Raw genomic sequence first — 21,571 nt, 5'->3', positions numbered from 1 at the left:
AACCTGGAAGGTCTTTAAATTCTCAATCATGCCGCGACCCTTCTATTACTTTGAAGATATGAAGGATGGCTGGGAAAACGGCATCCATGGATTCGGCAGCGCCCTTGGTAGATCCTGGTAAGCCCAATACGAGCGTATTTCCAATCAAACCAGCTATTGAACGCGAAAGCATGGCATAAGGCGTCCGCTGCTGACCATAGTCCCGGATCGCTTCCTCTATGCCCGGCACTCTTCTTTCCAAAATCGTTTCCAAGGATTCAGGCGTCACGTCTCTCGGTGACAGGCCTGTACCACCTGTAAAAATCAAAAGATCAATTCCATCCTTCGAGGAATCCTTCGCAAGACTTTGAATCTGCTGAGAATCATCCGGAATCACTGTTTTTTCCAAGACCTTGACACCATATTTTTCCAGTCGTTCACGAATCGCCTCCCCTGCTCGGTCCTCTCCTTTTCCTTGGGAAATAGAATCAGAGCAAACCACCACCCGGGCGGAAATAGTTCTTTCTGAACTTGGCGTCCGATCGGATTTTCCACCTTTCTTTTCCACTAGCTTGATCTGCTCAATGCTTACTTCCTTATCGATCGGCTTGAGCATATCATACATAGTCAAAGCCACTACGGAGGCTGCATGCATCGCTTCCACCTCTACTCCAGTCTTGTAAATAGTATGGATTTCTACCAAAACTTTCACCTCCATCTCCTCGATCTCATAGCTGACCGAGGTAAACTCCACAGGAAGTGGATGACAATCAGGAATCATGTCTGCCGTACGCTTAGCCGCAAAAAGTCCAGCCACACGAGCACATTCCAATACATCCCCTTTGGGAACGGTTCTTTGCTTGATAGCCTGAATGGTTTCGGATTTACTGACTTTGACGATAGCCTGAGCGATCGCTTTCCGAAGGGTACTGCTTTTAGGGGTAATATCGACCATCTATTTGGGATTTGGATACCCGCAAGATACCATATCCTGAATAAAATCTTTCAAATGCTCGATCTCCACATGATCCATTAGGACAATTTTGTACCACTGGTTTGTTTCATCGTGGCTTTGTGGAACTAGGTTGTATTTGTGGGCAAGTTCCTCAGGAACACACTCAGACCGGATGGTCACGATATTCATCTCAGGCTCTCGGAAATAGGTTACGCCCAACTGATCGAGCTGCTTGCAAAGCCAGTTGGTACGCATCTTAATCACTGAGATTTTCTCATACCATTTATGCGGCCCATAGGTGGTCAAAATCACCCATACTGCTACAGCATTGGCTCCGGATCGACTACCACAGAGCGTCAAATCCATTCCCTCCACATACTTAGCCTCTGAAGTGAGTACATTTTCGATCAGGCCTTTGCGGCACACAAAAATACCCGTTCCATAGGGCGCCTGTAGCATTTTATGCGCATCGATAGTGATGGATGAAATATTCGGATTGGTGAAATTGATTTGGTTTTCAAAGTCTCCAAAAGGATACACAAAGCCCCCATAAGCGCCGTCAATATGCAGTCTAAATGGTAGTTGATACTCTTTTAAAACATCAGTAAAAACTGTAGGATCATCAACTGATCCAAACATCGTGGTACCCATATTGGCTACTACGATGAAAAATTTCTTGCCTTTTTCGATACTTGCTCGAATACCCTCGCGGACCGCCTCAGAGCTAACATCTCTGGTCTCCTGATCTACCGGTATTTTCTCCCAATCCAGCATCAGCAAGTTAGCGGATTTAGGAATAGAATAGTGGGTATCCTCCGAAGCCAAAATGACAATTTCTTCGAGTTTGGCTCCTTGCTTTTTCATGAATTCATTGCGATAAATCCACATGGCCTGAGCATTTGCTTCAGTACCTCCAGGAGAGATATATCCGTCAAATTGATCCTCCTCGATTTTGAACAGGTCGACTGCCATCATTTTCAATACTTCCTGCTCGATAGCCTGAGTACCCTTAAAGGCGAATTCGGAAGTACCATATGTATGACAACCAATATGATTGGGATTAGCGATATAAGTACTGAGCACGGGCATTTCCCGAAGAAAAAGAGACTCATTGGTAAATACCTTTTCATCCAAGCGGGATGCAGGATAGCCCAAATTGGCATCTTTTGAAAAGTCTACATTGTCCTTCAAAGCCTGCTGAACCCGATTCAATCGCTGCTCAGCATTCAGCTTTTTCCAATATTTCATTTCAATCATCATGATTTCTGCTCTTTTGTACGAAACAAAGTTAGGCCTGCTATTTGGGAATAATATTGACTTTCATCAGGTTTTGGAAAAGGCTTTCATCCAGTAGTCCAAAAAATTTTCTTTCAGTTCTACGGTGCTGGTTTTTCCCCGCAAAGCTTCAAAATCACGTCTACTTTATTTTTAATATTTGGAGTAAATTAAACTGGAAATCAATCAGTTGCCGATACTAGAAAAAGGGAAACATCATTTCATCAACTGACTTTCCTCATACTATTTCAGTGTATAACACCCTAATATCGGTCAACAAAACCCAGAAAAAAATGTCGGCATCTCAACCCTTATCATCAGCACAAACCATCGCTTTGGTATTGTTGCGCCTATTTGTGGGATGGCATTTCCTCTATGAAGGAGTCATCAAACTTTACACCCCGTCTTGGACAGCCAAAGGCTATTTGCTCAGTGCGACTTACCTGGAATCTTTTTTCCATTGGCTAGGCAGTGATTCCATGATTTCGTTAGTAGACACCTTGAATGTTGCCACATTGATTTTGGTAGGTGCGGCCCTTATTCTTGGATTTTGCACCAAGCTCGCCAGTATCTTGGGGATCGGGCTATTACTTCTCTACTATTTGGCACATCCACCCTTTCCGGGACATCCTCAAGGAATCACCGAAGGCAGCTATTGGATCATCAATAAAAACCTTATTGAGGCAGTTGCCCTAGTGGTGGTTTACCTATTTCCTACCTCGATGAGCTTTGGATTGGAAAGACTATTCCATAAAAAAGAAATCAAAACTCAATCCACTTAAACCCAAAGAAATCATGTCAACAGATAAAAAACTATTTGGTGGATTTTCAAGAAGAGACTGGCTAAAAAGTGTGGCAGGTCTCCCAATCTTGGGCTCTGTTTGGGCAGCCGGATGGGATACTACCGAAAAATCAAAACTTGAAAAAGAACTGCTCTTAGAAAGGCTAAACATCAAAGCCAGTCCACCCCCACCCTCGGGATCCATGGAAGGAAACCCGGTAAGGATTGGATTAATAGGCTTTGGGATACGCGGAGAGCAATTGATGCGGGCCTTGGGGTTTGCTACCAATGAATGGTTGGAAGCAATGGCAATATCCAGTCAGGAGGACCCAAACGACAAAAGACTAGAAGACTTCAAAGCTCAGGAAAACCTCAATGTCAAATTGGTTGGAGTCTGTGATATTTTCGATGTACGGGCTGAGGATGCGCTTCGCTCCTTCAATACATCTGATAATCCCTGCAAAAGATACCCCACTTATTTGGACATGATTCATAGCGGAGATGTAGACGCTGTAATCATTGCTACTCCAGATCATTGGCATGCTCCTATGGCACAGGCAGCCATCGAAGCGGGAGTTCATGTCTATGTAGAAAAGCCCATGACCCATACGGTTTCGGAGACTTATTTACTACGCGAGGCCGTCAGAAGAAATCCAGGGGCTGTACTCGCTGTTGGACATCAGCATCGACAAACATTAAGCTTTCTGACTGCCCAAGATGCTATTTCTAAAAACACCCTGGGACACATATCACTTGTCGTCACCAATACCAATCGAAACGACGACAACGGTGCCTGGCAATACAGGATTCACCCAGATGCTTCTCCAGAAACCATTGATTGGAATGCCTTTTTGGGAAGTGCCCCTTTTGTTCCATTTAACAAGGAGCATTTCTTTCGCTGGAGAAAATGGTGGGCCTATGGTTCTGGATTATCCGGAGACCTATTGACCCATGACTATGACCGGATTAATTGTGTTTTGAATATGGGAATTCCAAAATATGTAACTGCGTCCGGAGGAGTTTATACTCATAGAGACGGAAGGAATGTACCGGACGTCATGCAAGTGAATATGGACTTTCCTGAGTTTAGCACCGGATCCAGTCAGGAGAGTGGAAAAGAAAAAGGAATGAGCCTAGTTTACAGTGCAACCTTGGGGAATCAATTCGATCGCGGTACCGTACTCATGGGGCATGATGCCAGTATGGAACTTGGAAATATCCTGACTATTTACGCTGATCCTCGATCCACCCAATACAAAGAAATGATTCAAGATGGAAGGATTGACCCGGCAGTTCCGATCTACCAATACGACCCAAGCGCAAATGGAGTGGATGCGGTGACTTCAGCCACTGCCAAGTATTTTGCCAACAAAGGGTTGCTGTGGACTTACCGAGATGGAAAGCGGGTTGACTCAACCTTCCTTCATATCCGGGAATGGCTCAGCTGTATTAGAAATGGTGGAAATCCAAGTTGTGGAATAGATGAAGGCTTTGAGGAAGCCATTACGGCTCATATGGCAGGCTTATCTTACAAAACTGGAAGAAGAATGGAGTGGGATGAGGAGACTGAAAAAATCATCACCCTCCCGGAAGAAGAATTGGATGCCATTCTTCTTGATAACTCAGTAAGCTATGTCAGCTAGTCAATTTTAATTAGTCGTTTAGGACTTACAATAAGCCGCCAACCCTAGAGGCTGAACTAACATTCAGCCTCTTTTTATTGCTCACATTTTACGAGGACGGTTGGTTTATTTCGAAAATTGCCCCGATTTTGAAGCCCTCCTTTCAAATTGAGTCCTGATAACCCAAGGAATTTTGGAATGGAATAATCATCTTTAAAAAGCCTACTCTCACATGATTCCACTAATTGAAAAAGCCTTTCAATTTCCTTCACGAATAGCTGTTTTAGATCAAGAGCAGCACTACTCCTACCAACACTTATTGGATAAAAGCGCAGCAATCGCCACGAATCTTCTCGCTACACAGAAGGATTTGAATCAAGAAAGGGTAGCTTTTATTATCCCTCCTTCTTTTGACTACTTGGCTATTCAGTGGGGTATTTGGCGGGCAGGCGGGATTGCAGTGCCACTCTGCACCTCCTACCCTCTACCTTCCTTAGAGTATGTCATTGATGACACTAAAGCCAGTTTTTTGATTGTAGCTCCGGAGTTTGAAGACTTGCTATCTCCATTGAGAGCTCGGGAAGATTTAACATATCTATCAAGCCAAGAATTTGTAAACCAGCCAACCACTCATCTTCCTGATATTGACCCCGCAAGAGGCGCTATGATTTTATACACCAGTGGCACCACGAGTTTACCCAAGGGAGTGTTAAGTTCACACCAGACCATCACCGCCCAAATCAAAAGCCTGGTTCAGGCTTGGAAATGGTCAGAAAATGATCACATTTTATCCATTCTGCCTTTGCACCATGTACATGGAATCATCAATGTTAATTCCTGCGCTTTATGGTCAGGTGCAAAAGTTCAGTTTTCACCTCAGTTTGATCCTGCAAAAGTCTTTGACATCTTCAGTGAAGGTAAGGTCAATGTATTTATGGCTGTGCCGACGATCTACTTCAAATTGATCGCTTTCTATGAAACTCTATCAGGCTCCAAGCAGGAAGAAATCCAAAAAGCACTGAAAAAATTTAGATTCATGGTCTCTGGCTCAGCTGCTTTGCCGGTTTCTGTCATGGAAAAATGGAAGGAAATTTCAGGGCACACTTTATTGGAGCGATATGGAATGACGGAAATAGGCATGGCGATAAGCAATCCCTATAATGGAGAGCGAAGACCAGGTCATATAGGACAAGCCCTCCCGGGCGTATTTGTGAGACTTTGTGACGAATATGGTAAAGAGGTTTCCCCCGGTAAATCAGGGGAAATCCAAGTCAAGGGAAACACGGTGTTTTCTGAATATTGGGGGAAGCCGGAAGCCACCGCCAAAGCCTTTACCAAAGATGGATGGTTTAAGACCGGAGACATTGCTATTGTGGAAGATGGCTACTTTCGAATCCTAGGGAGAGATTCGGTGGATATCATCAAGTCTGGAGGATACAAAATCTCTGCTCTGGAGATAGAAGAAAAAATCCGCGCACATGAGGCAATCAAAGATTGCGGAGTGGTAGGAATCCAAGATGAAGAATGGGGTGAGAAAGTAGTAGCCGCACTAGTTACGGATCAGAATATTGATATTTCAGAATTGAAAAATTGGCTTCGAGCCCAGCTCCCTTCCTACAAAATCCCTAAAGAATTTATCTTCCTGAAAGAATTGCCAAGAAACGCACTTGGTAAAGTGACGAAAAATGAACTCAAAAAACTATTCTAAATCATGACTATTTACGGAGTAGCTCTGCTTGCCCTTGCCTTTATCCTCGGACAATGGGTGGGAGTACTTTTGGGGGATTGGCTAGGAATCCAGGCAAATGTTGGTGGTGTGGGCTTTGCCATGATTTTCTTAATGCTAGGCAAGGAATGGTTGGTCCAAAAAAACAGAATGAGCCCCGCAATGACCGAAGGCATTGCTTTTTGGAGCAAAATGTATATCCCCGTTGTCATCGCCATGGCAGCTAGTTTGAATGTAAAATCCGCAGTTTCTTCTGGAAGTTTGGCACTGATTGCAGGAATAATTCCCGTTATGGCTGGTTTCCTCATCTTTCCTTGGATTATGAAAAAATTCAATCGCCCGCCACATGGATAAGCTACTTGAACTCATCGAAAAAAACGGGCTGATTTTTGGTTTCGTGGTCATTGGATTTGTTTTTATCATTGGAGATTTTCTTTCAAAAAACCTTTTCCGTTCTAAAGTCCCTGGTTCCGCGGTTTCTATCTTTCTAGGTCTTGTTTTAGGCTACTTGGGAGGGGTTTGGACTGAGGGAGAAAAAGGAATCTCTGACCTTTCACTTTTTGCCGGAGTGGGTATTTTGGGTGGCTCGATGTTTCGGGATTTTACGATAGTGGCCACAGCATTGGGAGCAAATCTGGAGCTTATTCGAAAGGCAGGTTGGTTGGGTTTAGTTTCCTTATTGATGGGCATAGTCTTGTTTTTTTTCCTGGGGGTTGGACTTGCCTTTGCTTGGGGTATTCGGGATGCTGCCAGTTTGTGTACCATTGGTGCAGGTGCTTGTACCTACATCGTCGGCCCGATCACTGGTGCAGCTGTTGGCGCTTCATCGGAGGTAATTGCCTTGAGTATTGCTATCGGCGTTGTAAAAACCATCGCTGTTACGATTTTCACCCCAATTGCAGCTAAAAAAATCGGACTCTATAGTCCAGAGTCGGCCATGGCATTCGGAGGAATCATGGGCACTTCGAGTGGGGTAGCTGCAGGATTAGCTGCAACAGACCCCAAACTAGTTCCCTATGGTGCCGTAACTGCCACTTTCTACACAGGAGTTGGTTGCCTACTTTGTCCCTCTCTTTTCTATCTAATTCTTACCTTATTTTTCTAAAACAAATGATTTAATAGATAGACCAAGGCTTTTCCAACTTAATCACCTGGAGAAATTATTTACCCAAGAAAACATTTACTCCTATCCCTACTTCCAAGCCTTGCATCCTGTCCTTTAACAGACCAGGCCGAGAAATCGGAAGCCAATAGTGACTTCTCAAGAAAAATCCAAGGCGTTTGGACATCAGGTAATTGGTACCAATGCCCATCCTCAAATGGCTAAGATTGAATTCGCTGGAAGTAGTGCTCCCCAATTGATATTCCACCTCGGAGAAATTTTCAAACTCATAGATAAATTCCTGCTTAGTCAAATAATTTCCCATCAAACCAAAACTACTTTCGAAGCTAAACCCACCATAATACAAACTTCTCCATCTAAGTTCTAGTGGAAAAAACCACTGATGATTGGTAAAATATATTTCATCCAAGGAATTAATATCGGAAGGAATATTGGGAAGCTCATTTACTACTGAAGATGGCAGGGAGAGGATTTCTTCATCGTCCAGTTCGCCTTCGACATTATTTCGAATAGCTCCAAGGTAAACACCCCAGCCACTTTCCCATTCGAGACCCAAATGAATGTTTTGTTGGAAGGGGGTATAGTATTCCACCAAATTGCTAATCGGGAAAAGCAAGGACCCACCCAATTCGAGATGAAGCATTGGCTTGCTTTTGACTGATATAGGTGCCTGATTGAGATTGCTGGTATCTCCTTCTACGAATTCCTTTTCGGATTTGAAAACATATTTTTCTTGAGGAGCAACCGATGGAGCAGCCATACTTCTTCGTACTGGAGTGGAATTGGCTTGCTGCTGAGAATTCAAGCCGGGCATCATAGGATTTCCCGTCTGCACTATTAATTTCCCAATGGAAATTTGGCTTGAATCTTCCTGATATAATTTAGGCGCAAACTCGACTTCTTCTGAAATTGAAGTAGAATCTGTGACATTCTTTTGATCAGAAATCCCTTTTTCTTTTTTTCCAAATTCAAAATCATTTTTGCTCTGCGCTGTGGATGAATTCAACGTTTCAGAAACTGAATTTTGAAAATCACCTTTATCGAAAGAACCTAAACCAAAGGCTGACTGATAGCTTTGAACTTCATTCAGATACACCTTTTTGTAAACAAAAACTGTATCGACCACATAAACCGTATCTCTTCTAAATACCGTGTCTGTAGCAGTAAGTACAGGGTTGGCCTCCATCTGAGCGATCTCCTGTGAAGTTTTTTCACCCCACTGATGCCATGCGAGGGAAGTGAGAAAGAGTACCGATGCAAATAAGTACGGCATGCTCCAATGCTTCCAAAATGGAATAGCCGGAGGATTCAGAAGCGGAGCAAAACTCTGCCACGCCTGATCGGCCTCATTACCGGAAACCTCCTCTAGTTTAGCTTTTATTTTCTCTTCAAAATTATCTCGCTTATCCATGATTTTGCTGCTTGATAATGTGCTGATTTGCCAATGCTTTTTGCAGTTTTGCCTTGGCCTTAGAATAATTTGACTTGGAAGTACCTTCGGAGATTCCGAGTTCCTCAGCGATTTCACGATGATTGTAGCCTTCTACGGCGTAGAGAGAGAAAACCATCCGATATGCCGGTGGCAACTCTTGCACAAGCATCAGAATTTCATCTGCACTGATTTTTTCCAGAATCTCTTCATCGAAAATCATAGCACTCTCCTCTCCTTCGTAGTCCGTGTATCGATCCTGATAGCGCTTGAGTCGGCGATAGTGATCAATCGAGGCATTCACCATGATTCTCCGGATCCAACCCCCAAAGCTGAGTTCGGGCGAATACTGATCCAATTGCCTGAAAACCTTCAGCATACCCTCATTGACCACTGATTGGGCTTCGTCCAAATCACGCGTGTAGCGTTTGCTAACGGAGATTGCTAAAGGGTAGGCAAGCTTGAAAAGCCTTTCCTGGGCTTTTCGCTTACCATTTTGGCAGTCTCGGATCAAATCTTGTAAATCCTGTGAGTTGGGTAGATTCATTTCAAGGGTATCACGATCAAACGTATATAAAGAGTTGCCTCCCCTTCTCAAAAAAATATTTTCTACCTCAGGCAACTGTTTGAATTGATCCCATCGTAATGGAAGCAAAACAAACTAATTGCACATACTACCATGAAAAAAGTCTTTTTGTTTATCGCATTCCTCAGTTTATCATTGACAAGCCTAAAAGCTCAGGAAGATCCAGAGACACTCTTCGATGGCAAGCTTTCATTCTCCAATTTGGGTGTATTTGTAGACCCAGGATTTCAGGCGACCCAGGTGGCAGGTGAAAACACCGGCTACTTCCTTTTCCGAGGAGGGCTTACCTTCGGCGACAAAATAAGTATAGGTGGATTTTACGGTCAAATGATCAACGATATCCGACCAGCCTCATTCGAAAACATTCTTCCGGCACGAGCCCATGTGGACTCTTACCAGGCAGGAGGTTTTATCGAGTACACGCTTCAGGCTTCAAAAATGGTACACTTTACCTTTCCACTAGCATTTGGAATCATGGAGCTCGAAGTAGATGAGGAAGGAAGAGATTTTGACTATGAGGAAACCAAGACCCTCTTTGTAGAGCCAGGCGCTCAGGTGGAGGTGAACCTACATCGCTTTGCACGTCTGCATGCAGGGCTGGGCTACCGGGTGATGACCGGATCCATCGAAGATTTCCCAGGAGTCCCTGAGGCAGGCAATGCCCTGACTTTCCAGATCGGACTAAAAATGGGCGTATTCAATTTCAAACAACTTAAAAACCAATAAAACTATGAACCGACTACCAATTGTTCTATTCTGTCTAGCCCTAATTTCCTGTGACCTGGATGGAAATAGCAGTTCCAGCACCTCAGATATTGGAGCAGAGCAACTTCGCAATGATCTGAATATTACCTCAGGACTAAGAATCGTACAATATATCGACGACGGAGAAGATGAAACGGATGAAGTTGATGATTTTCTTTTCCGCTTTTCTACAGACGGTACTGTCACCGCCACCCGAGGAAATGAAGTCATTGAAGGATCCTATCGTGTTTTCAGAGACGATGGGCAGACTGAGTTGGAATTGGACTTTCCTCCCACTTCCATTCTGGATGACTTGGATGATGACTGGTACTTCCGAGGAAAGGCCAACAATCGTCTCACCTTTGAAGACGATGACGATGATGGCGATTTTGAAAGGCTCGTATTTGAATTCTAAACCACAAAATTCCTATTAAACCTAATTTTAAACTACCTCAAAATGAAAAACCAACTAGTAGTTTTAGCCCTTTTCCTGCTTTCTGTCACTAATCCTGTTTTCACAGTAGCACAAAGCAATGATGAACCTCAGACGCTTTTCCAAAAAGGCGAACCGATCAATACTGAAAACCTCGGTGTATTTGTCGCTCCTTCATTTGGATTCACCCAAATGGACGGTGCTGGTGCTACCCTATTCAATCTGCGAGCAGGTGTCAGCATCAAAGATCAAATTTCATTTGGTGCCTATTTCAGCACTTCCATGAATGATATGGTGCCCCAAAGCGAAACAGTTCCTAATGTGTATATGGACTATTGGACTGTCGGTGGATTTGCAGAATACACCTGGAATGCCAGCAAACTAGTTCACTTGACTTTTCCGCTATACATCGGGTATGGTGAAGTGCAGATGGATAATGAAATCGGTGAGGCAGGATTGGGAGAAGCCAATTTCTTCCAGGTAGAGCCTTCAGCCCTGATTGAAATCAACCTCCACCGACTAGTCTCACTTAATGCCGGTGCTGGCTATCGAATCGTTGGAAATATGGAATATCGGAATTTCAACCAATCCGATCTCTCTGGACTGACCGGATATATAGGACTGAAATTTAATATATTCTAAGATTTGAATAGAATTGATAAAAGCGGCTTTTGGCCGCTTTTTTCTTTTCATCGAATTGATTTAAAAATGAAGGACCAAATTGAAGCAAAAGCCTAAATTTGAACTATGCACAAAATCAAAGAATTCAAAACCTTCATTCTGGTATCTTTACTTTTCATTCCTTTCTCAATACAAGGCCAAACCGTCTGCACACCCGAATCCCGAGCAAGACTGGAGAAGGCTCTTGAACTCCTGCCCACTTTAGATGCCAATTCCTCCAAAAACGAATTAGTCGTGGAAATCGGGAAAAGCTTTATGGGCACTCCCTACGTAGAAAAAACCTTGGAAATCCCCGGGCCGGAACGATTGGTCATTGACCTGCAGGGAGTCGACTGCACAACTTATCTGGAAACGGTGGTCACCTTGGCAAGAATGGCCAAAGAAGGAAAAAACGATTTTGAGACTTTTGAAAAGGAGCTCGAAACGCTACGTTATCGAAATGGCAAAAACGAGGGTTATACATCAAGACTTCACTATTTCTCAGACTGGATTGCCGTCAATCAGGAAAAAGGAATTTTGACAGATATCTCTGAGCAAATCGGAGGGATTCTCTATGAAAACAATCCGACCTTTATGACTGAAAACCCACAGTTTTATCCCCAACTTAGCGATCGGGAAAATGTCGAGCGTTTACAAAATATTGAAGCTTCTATCCGGCTTCGGGAGTATTTTTTCATCCCCAAAGATCAAATCAGTGCCCATGAAAGCCAAATCCAATCCGGTGATTTAATCGCCATCACTACCTCTATTTCCAATCTGGATATGGTACACGTGGGATTTGCCGTTGAGCAGAACGGTCGAATCCATTTGATGCATGCGAGTTCGGCCAATCAGGAGGTAGAAATCTCCGAAAAGCCCCTGCATGATTATTTGGCCGGGAATAGAAGCCAATCCGGAATTATGGTGGCAAGACTTAAGTAAATTGCCCTTTGACAGAATTTACGCTATTTCCACGAAGACATTTTTTGACTGTGTTTCAATTTCCTGAGATTAATTTTAAAAACCTACACTAAATTCCACACTTCCTACTCCTTTCTTCAAGCTCCCATCTTCCTATTTCCACCTGCCCACTTCCTTCTCCCATTTACCTCATTTTTGAAACTCCAACGTAATAATCTGGATCCAAAACCAGTTCCTCCTGCCTTTTGACGGAAATCTCCTGCCAACTAGTTCTGGGTTGCAATCGGATTTTCTCCTCTCCCAAAGTCACGTCCACCGGCATGTCAAATGCAGGCACACAGCTCGTCCAGCGATAGTTCAGCGTTTTATCATCTGAATAATAGTATTCCAAAACAGGGATGGATGTCTCTCGCAGATATTGATCAAAAAAGGGCTTAAGATCTTTCCCTACCTGCTGTGAAATGTAATTTTCTACTTGTCGAGTCGATACGGTTTGATGATAAAACTCCTCATTTAAACCTCGAAGAATGTTACGCCACTTTTCATCATCCCCAATGATTTCTCGAAGGGTGTTGAGCATATTACCTCCCTTGTAATACATATCTCCCGAGCCCCTGCGATTCACCCCATAAATCCCAATAATCGGACTTTGATTGGCAATATTCATCCGGGTTCCTCGCACATATTCCTGACCTGCCTCTTTTCCAAAATGGTAGTCCAAAAAGAGACTTTCCGAGTAATTGGTAAAACTCTCATGAATCCACATATCGGCCACATCCCGGTAGGTAATATTATTCGCAAACCATTCATGACCAGCCTCATGGATGATGATAAAGTCAAATTTCAATCCCCAGCCTGTTCCACTGAGATCACGGCCCAAATAGCCATTTTGATAGCCATTGCCATATGTGACGGCGCTTTGATGCTCCATCCCCAAGTAAGGCACTTCGATGAGTTTGAATCCATCTTCATAGAATGGATAGGGACCAAACCAATGCTCAAAAGCCTCCATCATTTTTCTGGCGTCTTGAAATTGCTTTTCGGCTTTTTTTAGATTTTCCCGAAGGACATAATAATCCATCGTCAATCTTCCCTTTTCACCTTCATACTCTTCCCCAAAGTGCACGTAGTCTCCAATACTGATATTGACTCCATAGTCATTGATGGGGTTGGAGACAAACCAATGGTAGGTTTTTTTATCTCCATTTTCTTCCACCTTTCGAAGCCGGCCATTGGACACATCCATCAGATCTTTGGGAACAGTGACCGAAATCAGCATGCTGTCCACTTCATCAGCAGGATGGTCTTTGGTCGGCCACCAGATACTAGAACCAATCCCCTGATTGGAATTGGCAATAAAATGCTTTCCATTTGAGTCTTTTTGCCAGGTAATCCCCCCATCCCAAGGGGGACGGACGGCTACCTTGGGTTTTCCTTCATAAAAAATCTCCAGCTCATTGAAGGCTCCTTTTTCCTGACTTTTCTGAAGTGAAATAAAATGCGCAGCGCCTTCCCGCCTAAAGGAAAGCTCCACCCCATCCTGCTTGACTGCAGTGATATTCAATGGCTGCTGCAAATCAATTTGAAGTGTTTGTGCAGGCTCCTTGACTTGATAGCGTACTAGATTTTTTCCCTGAATGGATTGTGTTTCGGGAAAAACCTCCACCGAAAGATGATAGTAATTCAAGTCCCACCAAGCTCGCTCTGGAGTAATACTCCCTCTTAAGGTATCTGCTCGGGTAATGACATCCTGCGCAATAGCAGTACTAAATAACCCAAAGAACAAAGGCATACAGCCGATCAATCTCAAAAAGTCTTTCCTTATAGACATAAACTAATTCCTAATTCCTAATTCCTAATTCCTAATTCCTAATTCCTAATTCCTAATTCCTAATTCCTAATTAAATTCCTCCTGGAGGACAATGTTTCTTCAAGAAATCCGTGTACAATTTTCGCAAGTGAGCATTGGTTCCTTCTCCTTCGGAGATAGAATGCGAGCGATTCGGATAGGGCATAAACTGAAATACTTTTCCATGCTTGATCAGTTCATTGACCAGCATATCCGCATTGGCGTAGTGTACATTATCGTCAGCAGTGCCGTGGATGTAGAGGAGGTTTCCTTCCAAGTTTTTGGCATGGGTGATAGGTGAACCGGCAATAAAATCCTCTAGGTTTTCCTGAGGCAATCCCATGTAGCGCTCCTGATAGATATTATCATAGGTCAACTGATTCGCTACGGCGGCAATGGAAATACCGGTTTTGTAGATTTCAGGATATTGGAAAAGTAAGTTTAGGGTTGCAGAACCTCCACCGGACCATCCCCAGACGGCAATACGGTCCGGATCTACATAGTCCCATTCCAAAATCTGTTTGGCAGCTTCAGCTTGATCTGAAATATTCAATCGCCCGATCTTTCGGTAAATACTCTTTCGCCAAGCCCGACCTTTGGGAGCAGGTGTTCCGCGATTGTCCAGAGAAATATAGATATAGCCATCCTCGGCCATATCTCCATCATAAAGGCGATTTCTACCTACACCATAGGTATCTTTGACATTGGCTCCCCAAGGCTCTGTATAGACATAAAATACGACCGGATATTTTTTCGTAGGATCAAAATTGGTTGGCTTGACCATCCAACCGTCCATTTCGGTTCCATCATCCAAAGTCAGAGTAAAAAACTCCATACCCGTATCATCAGGCTTGTTTACTGAAACTCCCATCTGCTCCCCCATCGATAGGAAATCATGATCAGGAAGTGAAATCCAATCTGCAATGGGTCGAGTGTGATGATTTTGACCACGATAGAGGGCAAACTTACCAGAGGGTGAAATCTGATAATCGTGTGTCCCTTCCCAAACCGGAGGAGTAAGCTTTTCAGCTTCTCCACTACCGTCCCAACGCGTTCGGTAAAGGTATTTTTGAGTGGCATTTTCGGGTGAAGCATGGAAATAAACCCAGCCTTCAGCCTCGTCCACATGAAGTAGATTAATCACGTCATATTCGCCAGGGGTGACAAGCTGCTCTTTTCCATCCAAGCCAACTCGATAGACATGTCGCCAGCCATCTTTTTCTGAGAGCCAGACAAACTCCTTTCCTTCGCTTACCCAAGGAAAGCGATGACGATAGGTCAAGGCGTAAACATTATCCCAAGTGGACATCACATCAATCCAAGCCTCATCTTTCTCTTCATAAATAACTCTTGCCTGATTTTTTGGAACATCCACGACATAGATCTTCGAATGATTCTGCTTCCGATTGAGCTGTTGTATGAACAATAAGTCCGGATTGTTCCACTCCATCCTTGGCAAGTAATGCTGTGCTGGATCACCCGGAATATCCAACCAAGTAGTTTTTTGACTGGAAAGATCAACCACGCCAATTTTTGCAGGAGATGGAGACTCCCCAACTTTAGGATATTCCACAGGAATGATCTGAGAGTAGACCGAATCCGTGTTGTTAATCATGTAAAAGTCTCGAATCTGATTAGCATCCAGCTGCCAAAAAGAAATCTTTTTACTATCCGGACTCCATTGAAAACCATCTCTACAGGCAAACTCCTCCTCATAGGCCCAATCAAAGGTGCCATTGATCAGTTTGCGATTTCCATCGGTGGTTAATGCGGTGATTTTTCCCGATTCCAAATCCTCCACATACAGGTTGTATGCGCTGACGTAGGCGGCCTTTTGGCCATCAGGAGAAATCTTAGCGAAGCGAAGTGAGGACTCCGGCAAACCCTTCCCAATTTGCTGCAGCTTCTTACTATCCAAGTCCAAAACCCAATAATCTCCTTGGGTATCCAATCGCCAAACTCGCTTGGTATTGGTGTAGATCAAAACCTTATCTCGATCCTGGGAAAAAGAAAAGTCCCGAATCGTCAAAGGCTTTCTTTCCAGAGTTTGAAGCCAAGAAGATGGAATAAAAGTTTCTGGAGTATTTTCTGGCAAACTATACTTTAAAATGCTGTTGTTTTCAGCAACAAAGTAAGTATTCCCATCCAAAGACCATTGCTTAGTTTGGGCTTTTGATAGGTTGATAAGAAAGCAAAGATTAAGGAAAAGGATCCCTATTAGGAGGAGGATTGATTTTTTCATAGGGGAAAATAAGCCTAAAAATCAATTCTCTCAAGAATCTAGCAAATTATAGAATCCTGTTCAATGAAATTTGCTTCAGGTCGTACCTCTCACATACTGCCGATCTCTGAATCCATCCAGCTGATGCGATTTGTTAAAAATGATTTCAAATTTGAGATTGATTCCTCGTAATTGACCCCAATTCCCTGATCCCATTTCTCATAATTCCGCTCAATAGCACCATTTTGGATCAATTGATTTACACTGGAATCTACGATTCCTTGAATTTTGGATTCACTTAACGGTCCCTTTCTGAAGAAAGCCCATCGTTCCTTTAGCTCTTGTTTGAAAGTTTCATCCTCAAGCAATTTAGACCACCAAAAAGGAACCATCCAGGGATCTTCACCTACATAATTATTGTAATTAATCACCCAATCATTAGCAGGAATCCTTCCACCTTCATCAAACCCAATATTGAAATCCCAAACGGGGCCCATAGCCAATTTTCCATCCCGATCTTTGGTGAGGAATGTACTAATCCGATATGCATCGACATTCCGGCATAGTTCATTGATAATAAAATAATCTAAAAATGAATTTAATTCTATGTATTCCAGATAAGCGGGAGCTTGACCAGGTATTGGTTCCTCTAGAAGTGATTGTTCAAATTGGTTGATATAATTTTGAATAAAGTTCTTTTGGTCTGCAGTAAGGTCCTCCGCTTTTGGATACTCATAGTTAAAATAAGTCTCTTTAAATAGCATAGGATGGTAGGGCGCTCCAAAAGGAGAAAAGTCCAATAGCTGACCGGAAATTCCAAAATCACTTCGAAAAGAATTGAATTCCGTGTAGCGGGCATCATCCTCCCAATTACCCATGAAATAGGACAAGGGCTTACCGTCATGTTCTGAACCAGCATCCGTTTTATCTATTTTGAGAATATATCCTCCTGAAATATTTTCAGATGACGGTTTCAAAGATTCAATATCGATTCGTTCTGAATCTCTTTTCAGCTTCTCGCAGAAATAATATACACCCAAATATTCTCCGTTGACTTCTAGCTCAACAAACAAACCCCTGCTGGCATACTTTCCGATTTCTAAAGAAAGGCGATAAGCTACATGGTTAAAAATCAAGGATCTATCCCAAGCAAACTTTTCTTGGAGGTTGACCACATGTCCTATCAATCGCCAATCCTCTTCCTCAGGCAATCCAAAAAAAGAAACATTTACATCCTCACCACTTTCATCTATGGTTTCAAAGTTGAAAGACTTTTTATCTGACAATCGAAAAGATGTTTTCCCCCGATATTCAATATCAATGCGTTGCTCTTGAATGAGTTTCTTTTGTTGATAAATTTTCATCCTCGCAGGAACGCCAGGCTCATAGGGAATTTCTCCATCTGTAGAAATTACTAAGTATGGGATTTTAGAATCTCCCATATCGATGGCGAATACCTGTCCATCATCGGATTTGGGTATAAGAACCTCGGTTGGCTCTTTGCAGGAGATGAAAGAAAGAAAAAGGATGAATAATATAGGGCTAAATTTAATTCTCAGCATTTGTAACGATTGATAGTAGGACAGCCCGACTAAAAAGTCGGCATTTAAATTAATCAAAAATAACTCTTCTTTTTCTACTAGGCTGCCTTATTTCAATTCAAACTTAGATTGATTGGTCTTATGATCACCCAAAAAGAGTAAACTTTCCTAAAGATGAAATTTGATAATCATAAGTACCTTCCCTATTCAGAGGAAAAAGTGTCTTCGCCTACATTCAATAGAGTTCATCATGGGCATTTTTGGGCAGCTTTTTATTGAAAAAAGTGATAATAGTAAAATTCTCGAAAATGCAGATCTAAATCTCAACGACCAAAATCATCCTGCAATCTGACAATATCGGCCTCGTCGGAAGGGTGATCTGAGTCGGTATGCTGCCAGATCTCAGCTACTACTCCCCAATCATCCAAGCCGATCAGTCGATGACGCTCCCCCTGCTGCAATTTGATTTTATCACCTTTAGCTAAGGTAGTTGTATCACCTTCCTCATCAGTCAAACTTGTGGCCACAGCAACTTTCCCCTCGATACAGCGCCAGATTTCAGCACGTCGAAAATGATACTGCCAACTCAATCTTTTTCCGGGAGCTACCAGCAAAATCTTTGGACTGAGTTTGCCAGAAATATTAATAGAATCAAAATCTTCTTCCGAAAAAAAATGGCTTGCAAATTCCTTCGCTTTACTTTCATCAATCACCAAAAATCCACCCCAGGGTCTATGAAGATCCTGTTTGACCACTTCAAAACCCAATTGGGATAGAAATGAATTAAACTGGAAAAATATTTCCTCTTTGGTTTTCATAAATTAGAATTTAAAAGTGTGACGATTCAAAAATAGAAACAGCTTTTAAAATCCCTTCATATTTTTTGAGTAAAAGAATGCTATGTGAAAATATGATTCATAAAAATTAGTGTACTTTCAAGCTAAAATCAATGAATTCAATGCTTTCTCAAATCGGAAAATCAGCTTCCAAAAAAGCCATGCGCGTAGATCTTGAAATCTACTATGAAGCCATGGAAAACCTTTATCACCCGGAGGATAATCCTGAAGGAACTTTTCCGATGAATATTGCAGAAAATCATCTTTGCTGGGATCAGCTTCGGGAAAGAATCCAACAGGTAACCCGCGATAATGATATTCCCGAATGGGTGGCGAGTTATACGGACCCGGCCGGAGCTCCTAGCTTCCGGGAAGCCACTGCAGGATTTTTGGGTAAGTTTTTATTTCACTGCCCTGTAGATCCCAAAACGATTGCCTTTTCGGGAGGTGCTACTTCGGTAATAGAGATGACTAGTTTTTTGATTGCCGAACCGGGAGAAACAGCCGTAATTCCCGCACCAAGCTATCCGGTTTACACCGGCGATATTGGCACACTTCCCGGTGTGAAGCGATATGATTTGCAGCTGCCGGGAGATTTCAGCAAAAGCGAGTATGATTTTGATTTAGAACTTTTGGATAGGACAAAAATTGAGATTGAACAGGCTAGAAGTACTTTTCGAATGCTCATTCTGACAAGTCCTGATAATCCAACAGGTAGAATCTATCGAGAGTCTGATCTGAGAAAAATCGCTGAGTGGTGCATGGATAATGAGGTCCATCTGATTGTCAATGAAATCTATGGACTTTCACAACTGGATATCACACACCCTGATCTCAAATCTGAGTATGAGCAACCTACGCAGTTTGTTTCTTTTGGCAAAATCATGGAAGAGTTCAAAAGCCCTTTCCTGCATTTCTGGTATTCCTTTTCTAAAGATTTTGGGGTATCGGGATTTCGAATAGGCCTGCTTCATTCACACAATATGGATTTGATCCAAGCCTATCGAAATGCCGGTTTGGGTCATTCTATTTCCAATTACACACAATGGGTGATGCAGGAAGTCCTGAATGATCATACCTTTCTTTCATCCTATTTCAATGATTTTCAAAAGCTGCTTACTGAAGCCTATCTGGCTTTTACAAGAGGATTGAAAAAGCTTGAAATTCAATACAATCCTTCTAGGGGGAGCCTATTCGTTTGGATGGATCTTTCCGAGTTTTTGGAAAAAAGTGAAGATGGAGAAGAGAAGCTTTGGCTGGAAATCTATCAGCAATCGGGCATTTTACTGACTCCTACCCATGGTTTTGGGCATTCTCAGAAAGGATGGTATCGGGCGGTGATTACAAGCATTCACCCATCAGAAATGAAAGTTGCGTTAGGAAGGCTGGGAAAATTCGTTCAAAAAAGGAGAAATACTTAACTGCCCAACAATGAGATTTTATTTCAGTTTATCCCTTTGTTTTTTATTGGTATCCTCCGCCTTTGGCCAAGATTTTCAGTCTATTCTTGAAAAAGAACTCAATGAAAACCTACCTGGAATAACAGTCTGTATTCAATCCGATGATGAGCAGTTCTCTTGGTCTGGAGCAGCTGGTTTTGCAGATCAGGAGTCCAAATCACCATTACGACCCGATCAGACATTCCGCATTGCCAGCGTTACTAAAACCTATGTGGCAGCCGGGATTCTAAGATTAATGGAAGAAGGTAAATTAAACTTGGAAGACCCGATTTCAAAGCATATCGATCCCGAGCTTTCCAAGATCCTGTATGAAGACTATATGCTTGATCAGATTACGATTCGGCAGACCCTAAGGCATTCTGCAGGTTTTTTTGACCACACCAATGCTCCTGACTTTTTCAAAACCATTCTGGAAAAACCTGACCATCAATGGAGCAGAACAAGTCAAATCAAACTTGGAGTAGAACAGGGTGATCCTGTAGGTACTCCAGGAGATCAGTTTAGCTACTCGGATATGGGTTATGTGATTTTGGGAGAAATCATCGAAAAATACACCAATAAATCCCTGGATGCTGGTCTCAAAGAGCTTTTGGGCCTCGAGAAGTTGGGACTGGAAAGAACAGATTTCGAAGGGGAGGATGAGCTAACAGATCAACTTAGAATTCATCAGTATTTTCAGGGAATGGACACCTATGAGTGGAGTCCAACGATGGATTATTTTGGAGGTGGTGGTTTCCTTTCGACGACCTGTGAGTTGGTGGATTTTTTCAAGGTGCTATTTCAAGGAAAAGTCTTCGAAAACCCTGAGACCCTAGATATCATGTTAGAACCAGTTACTTATTCAGAAAAAGCCAGAATGGATTATCAAATGGGAATGTATCAGGTAGAGATCAATGGAATGAAAGCCTACACCCATTCCGGATTTTGGGGGACTCAAGTCCTTTATTTTCCTGAGAAAAAAATCTTTATGGCAGCCAACTATTCCAGTGCCTGGCGAGGCGGAGCTGTTGCACCGGTTTTCGAAAAACTACTGGAAGAAATGACAAATTAAATACGTCCTAAGCGTTCAATTTACTGTCCGAAAACAGAACAATCGAAGCCACTTTAATTTTACATTCAACTCATAAATAAGCAATTACCCATTTGGCATTTGGCTTGTTGATTATTTATCATGATAAACTTTCTCCTTTGGTTAATCCTATTTGTGATTTGCTGGCCGATTGCAATCATCGCCTTGATCTTGTATCCAATCGTGTGGTTACTTCTACTTCCTTTCCGACTTTTGGGATTGGCTGTGGACATTTCCTTTGATTTGGTGAGGAATATCTTTCAGCTTCCTTTCAGATTGCTCGGGGTGAAGTAAAAAAGCCTTGATCCTTGTCTTATTGCGGATTCAGATTGATCATCCTTTTAACGCTTCAGAACCAGTG

Annotated in this window: 20 protein-coding genes; 12 read left to right on the top strand and 8 right to left on the bottom strand. The window is 42.7% G+C overall.

Annotated elements, in window-relative coordinates; genetic code table 11:
• Positions 1-22 precede the first annotated feature (22 nt).
• Together moaCB and G457_RS0115690 are read right to left on the bottom strand one after the other, a co-directional pair.
• The gene (moaCB, locus tag G457_RS0115695) at positions 23-934 is read right to left on the bottom strand and encodes a bifunctional molybdenum cofactor biosynthesis protein MoaC/MoaB (RefSeq protein WP_026947305.1); all 912 of its coding nucleotides are present in this window, start codon (positions 932-934) and stop codon (positions 23-25) included.
• Positions 935-2,194: a pyridoxal phosphate-dependent decarboxylase family protein gene (locus tag G457_RS0115690; protein WP_248602869.1), complete on the bottom strand. Its 1,260-nt coding sequence runs from the start codon at positions 2,192-2,194 to the stop codon at positions 935-937.
• Positions 2,195-2,502: 308 nt separating this feature from the next.
• Between G457_RS0115690 and G457_RS0115680 the strand changes: the two genes are divergently transcribed.
• From G457_RS0115680 to madM, 5 genes are all read left to right on the top strand, one after another.
• The gene (locus tag G457_RS0115680; protein ID WP_026947303.1) at positions 2,503-2,991 is read left to right on the top strand and encodes a DoxX family membrane protein; all 489 of its coding nucleotides are present in this window, start codon (positions 2,503-2,505) and stop codon (positions 2,989-2,991) included.
• A gap of 13 nt (positions 2,992-3,004) precedes the next feature.
• Positions 3,005-4,633 (top strand): Gfo/Idh/MocA family protein, encoded by a 1,629-nt coding sequence (locus G457_RS0115675; RefSeq protein WP_026947302.1) that lies wholly within the window; start codon positions 3,005-3,007, stop codon positions 4,631-4,633.
• A gap of 211 nt (positions 4,634-4,844) precedes the next feature.
• Complete coding sequence (locus G457_RS0115670) at positions 4,845-6,320, top strand: acyl-CoA synthetase (RefSeq protein ID WP_026947301.1); 1,476 nt, start codon at positions 4,845-4,847, stop codon at positions 6,318-6,320.
• 3 nt (positions 6,321-6,323) lie between these two features.
• Positions 6,324-6,692, top strand: coding sequence for a malonate transporter subunit MadL (madL, locus tag G457_RS0115665; RefSeq protein WP_026947300.1), 369 nt, complete (start codon positions 6,324-6,326; stop codon positions 6,690-6,692).
• Complete coding sequence (gene madM / locus G457_RS0115660; RefSeq protein WP_026947299.1) at positions 6,685-7,443, top strand: malonate transporter subunit MadM; 759 nt, start codon at positions 6,685-6,687, stop codon at positions 7,441-7,443. The genes madL and madM overlap by 8 nt, the downstream gene beginning before the upstream one ends.
• A 55-nt stretch (positions 7,444-7,498) precedes the next feature.
• Here madM and G457_RS0115655 read toward each other — a convergent pair whose 3' ends face one another.
• The gene (locus G457_RS0115655) at positions 7,499-8,872 is read right to left on the bottom strand and encodes a hypothetical protein (RefSeq protein ID WP_026947298.1); all 1,374 of its coding nucleotides are present in this window, start codon (positions 8,870-8,872) and stop codon (positions 7,499-7,501) included.
• Entirely contained in the window at positions 8,865-9,545 is a 681-nt protein-coding gene (locus G457_RS21720) for an RNA polymerase sigma factor (protein WP_051260859.1), read from the bottom strand. Before G457_RS21720 ends, G457_RS0115655 begins: the two co-directional genes overlap by 8 nt.
• Before the next feature lie 24 nt (positions 9,546-9,569).
• Between G457_RS21720 and G457_RS0115645 the strand changes: the two genes are divergently transcribed.
• The 4 genes from G457_RS0115645 (at position 9,570) to G457_RS0115625 (ending at position 12,255) form a co-directional block, all read left to right on the top strand.
• A complete protein-coding gene (locus tag G457_RS0115645) occupies positions 9,570-10,202 on the top strand; it encodes a hypothetical protein (RefSeq protein WP_026947297.1) in 633 nt (210 codons plus the stop codon).
• A gap of 4 nt (positions 10,203-10,206) precedes the next feature.
• A complete protein-coding gene (locus G457_RS0115640) occupies positions 10,207-10,635 on the top strand; it encodes a hypothetical protein (RefSeq protein ID WP_026947296.1) in 429 nt (142 codons plus the stop codon).
• 42 nt (positions 10,636-10,677) lie between these two features.
• On the top strand, positions 10,678-11,295 hold the full coding sequence (locus G457_RS0115635) for a hypothetical protein (protein WP_026947295.1): 618 nt from the start codon (positions 10,678-10,680) through the stop codon (positions 11,293-11,295).
• A gap of 105 nt (positions 11,296-11,400) precedes the next feature.
• Positions 11,401-12,255 (top strand): N-acetylmuramoyl-L-alanine amidase-like domain-containing protein, encoded by an 855-nt coding sequence (locus tag G457_RS0115625; RefSeq protein WP_026947294.1) that lies wholly within the window; start codon positions 11,401-11,403, stop codon positions 12,253-12,255.
• A gap of 163 nt (positions 12,256-12,418) precedes the next feature.
• Here G457_RS0115625 and G457_RS0115620 read toward each other — a convergent pair whose 3' ends face one another.
• From G457_RS0115620 to G457_RS0115600, 4 genes are all read right to left on the bottom strand, one after another.
• Positions 12,419-14,065, bottom strand: coding sequence for a M1 family metallopeptidase (locus G457_RS0115620; protein WP_035484123.1), 1,647 nt, complete (start codon positions 14,063-14,065; stop codon positions 12,419-12,421).
• Between the two features lie 70 nt (positions 14,066-14,135).
• Entirely contained in the window at positions 14,136-16,325 is a 2,190-nt protein-coding gene (locus tag G457_RS0115615; protein ID WP_026947292.1) for a S9 family peptidase, read from the bottom strand.
• Positions 16,326-16,414: 89 nt separating this feature from the next.
• Positions 16,415-17,866 (bottom strand): CotH kinase family protein, encoded by a 1,452-nt coding sequence (locus G457_RS0115610; protein ID WP_026947291.1) that lies wholly within the window; start codon positions 17,864-17,866, stop codon positions 16,415-16,417.
• A gap of 302 nt (positions 17,867-18,168) precedes the next feature.
• On the bottom strand, positions 18,169-18,663 hold the full coding sequence (locus G457_RS0115600; protein WP_026947290.1) for a cupin domain-containing protein: 495 nt from the start codon (positions 18,661-18,663) through the stop codon (positions 18,169-18,171).
• A gap of 140 nt (positions 18,664-18,803) precedes the next feature.
• Here G457_RS0115600 and G457_RS0115595 point away from each other — a divergent pair, with 140 nt between their 5' ends.
• The 3 genes from G457_RS0115595 to G457_RS0115585 all read left to right on the top strand — a co-directional run bounded on the left by G457_RS0115595 (position 18,804) and on the right by G457_RS0115585 (position 21,504).
• Positions 18,804-20,102, top strand: coding sequence for an aminotransferase class I/II-fold pyridoxal phosphate-dependent enzyme (locus G457_RS0115595; protein ID WP_248602868.1), 1,299 nt, complete (start codon positions 18,804-18,806; stop codon positions 20,100-20,102).
• 10 nt (positions 20,103-20,112) lie between these two features.
• On the top strand, positions 20,113-21,192 hold the full coding sequence (locus G457_RS21715; RefSeq protein WP_081701466.1) for a serine hydrolase domain-containing protein: 1,080 nt from the start codon (positions 20,113-20,115) through the stop codon (positions 21,190-21,192).
• A 120-nt stretch (positions 21,193-21,312) separates the two neighbouring features.
• Positions 21,313-21,504, top strand: a complete 192-nt coding sequence (locus tag G457_RS0115585) for a hypothetical protein (protein ID WP_026947288.1) — start codon at positions 21,313-21,315, stop codon at positions 21,502-21,504.
• Positions 21,505-21,571 lie beyond the last annotated feature (67 nt).

The sequence above is a fragment of the Algoriphagus marincola DSM 16067 genome, from assembly GCF_000429405.1.
GTDB classification, from domain to species: Bacteria; Bacteroidota; Bacteroidia; order Cytophagales; family Cyclobacteriaceae; genus Algoriphagus; species Algoriphagus marincola.
Note: the sequence above shows the minus strand (reverse complement) of the source record. Positions and strands in the feature narration are given on the sequence as shown.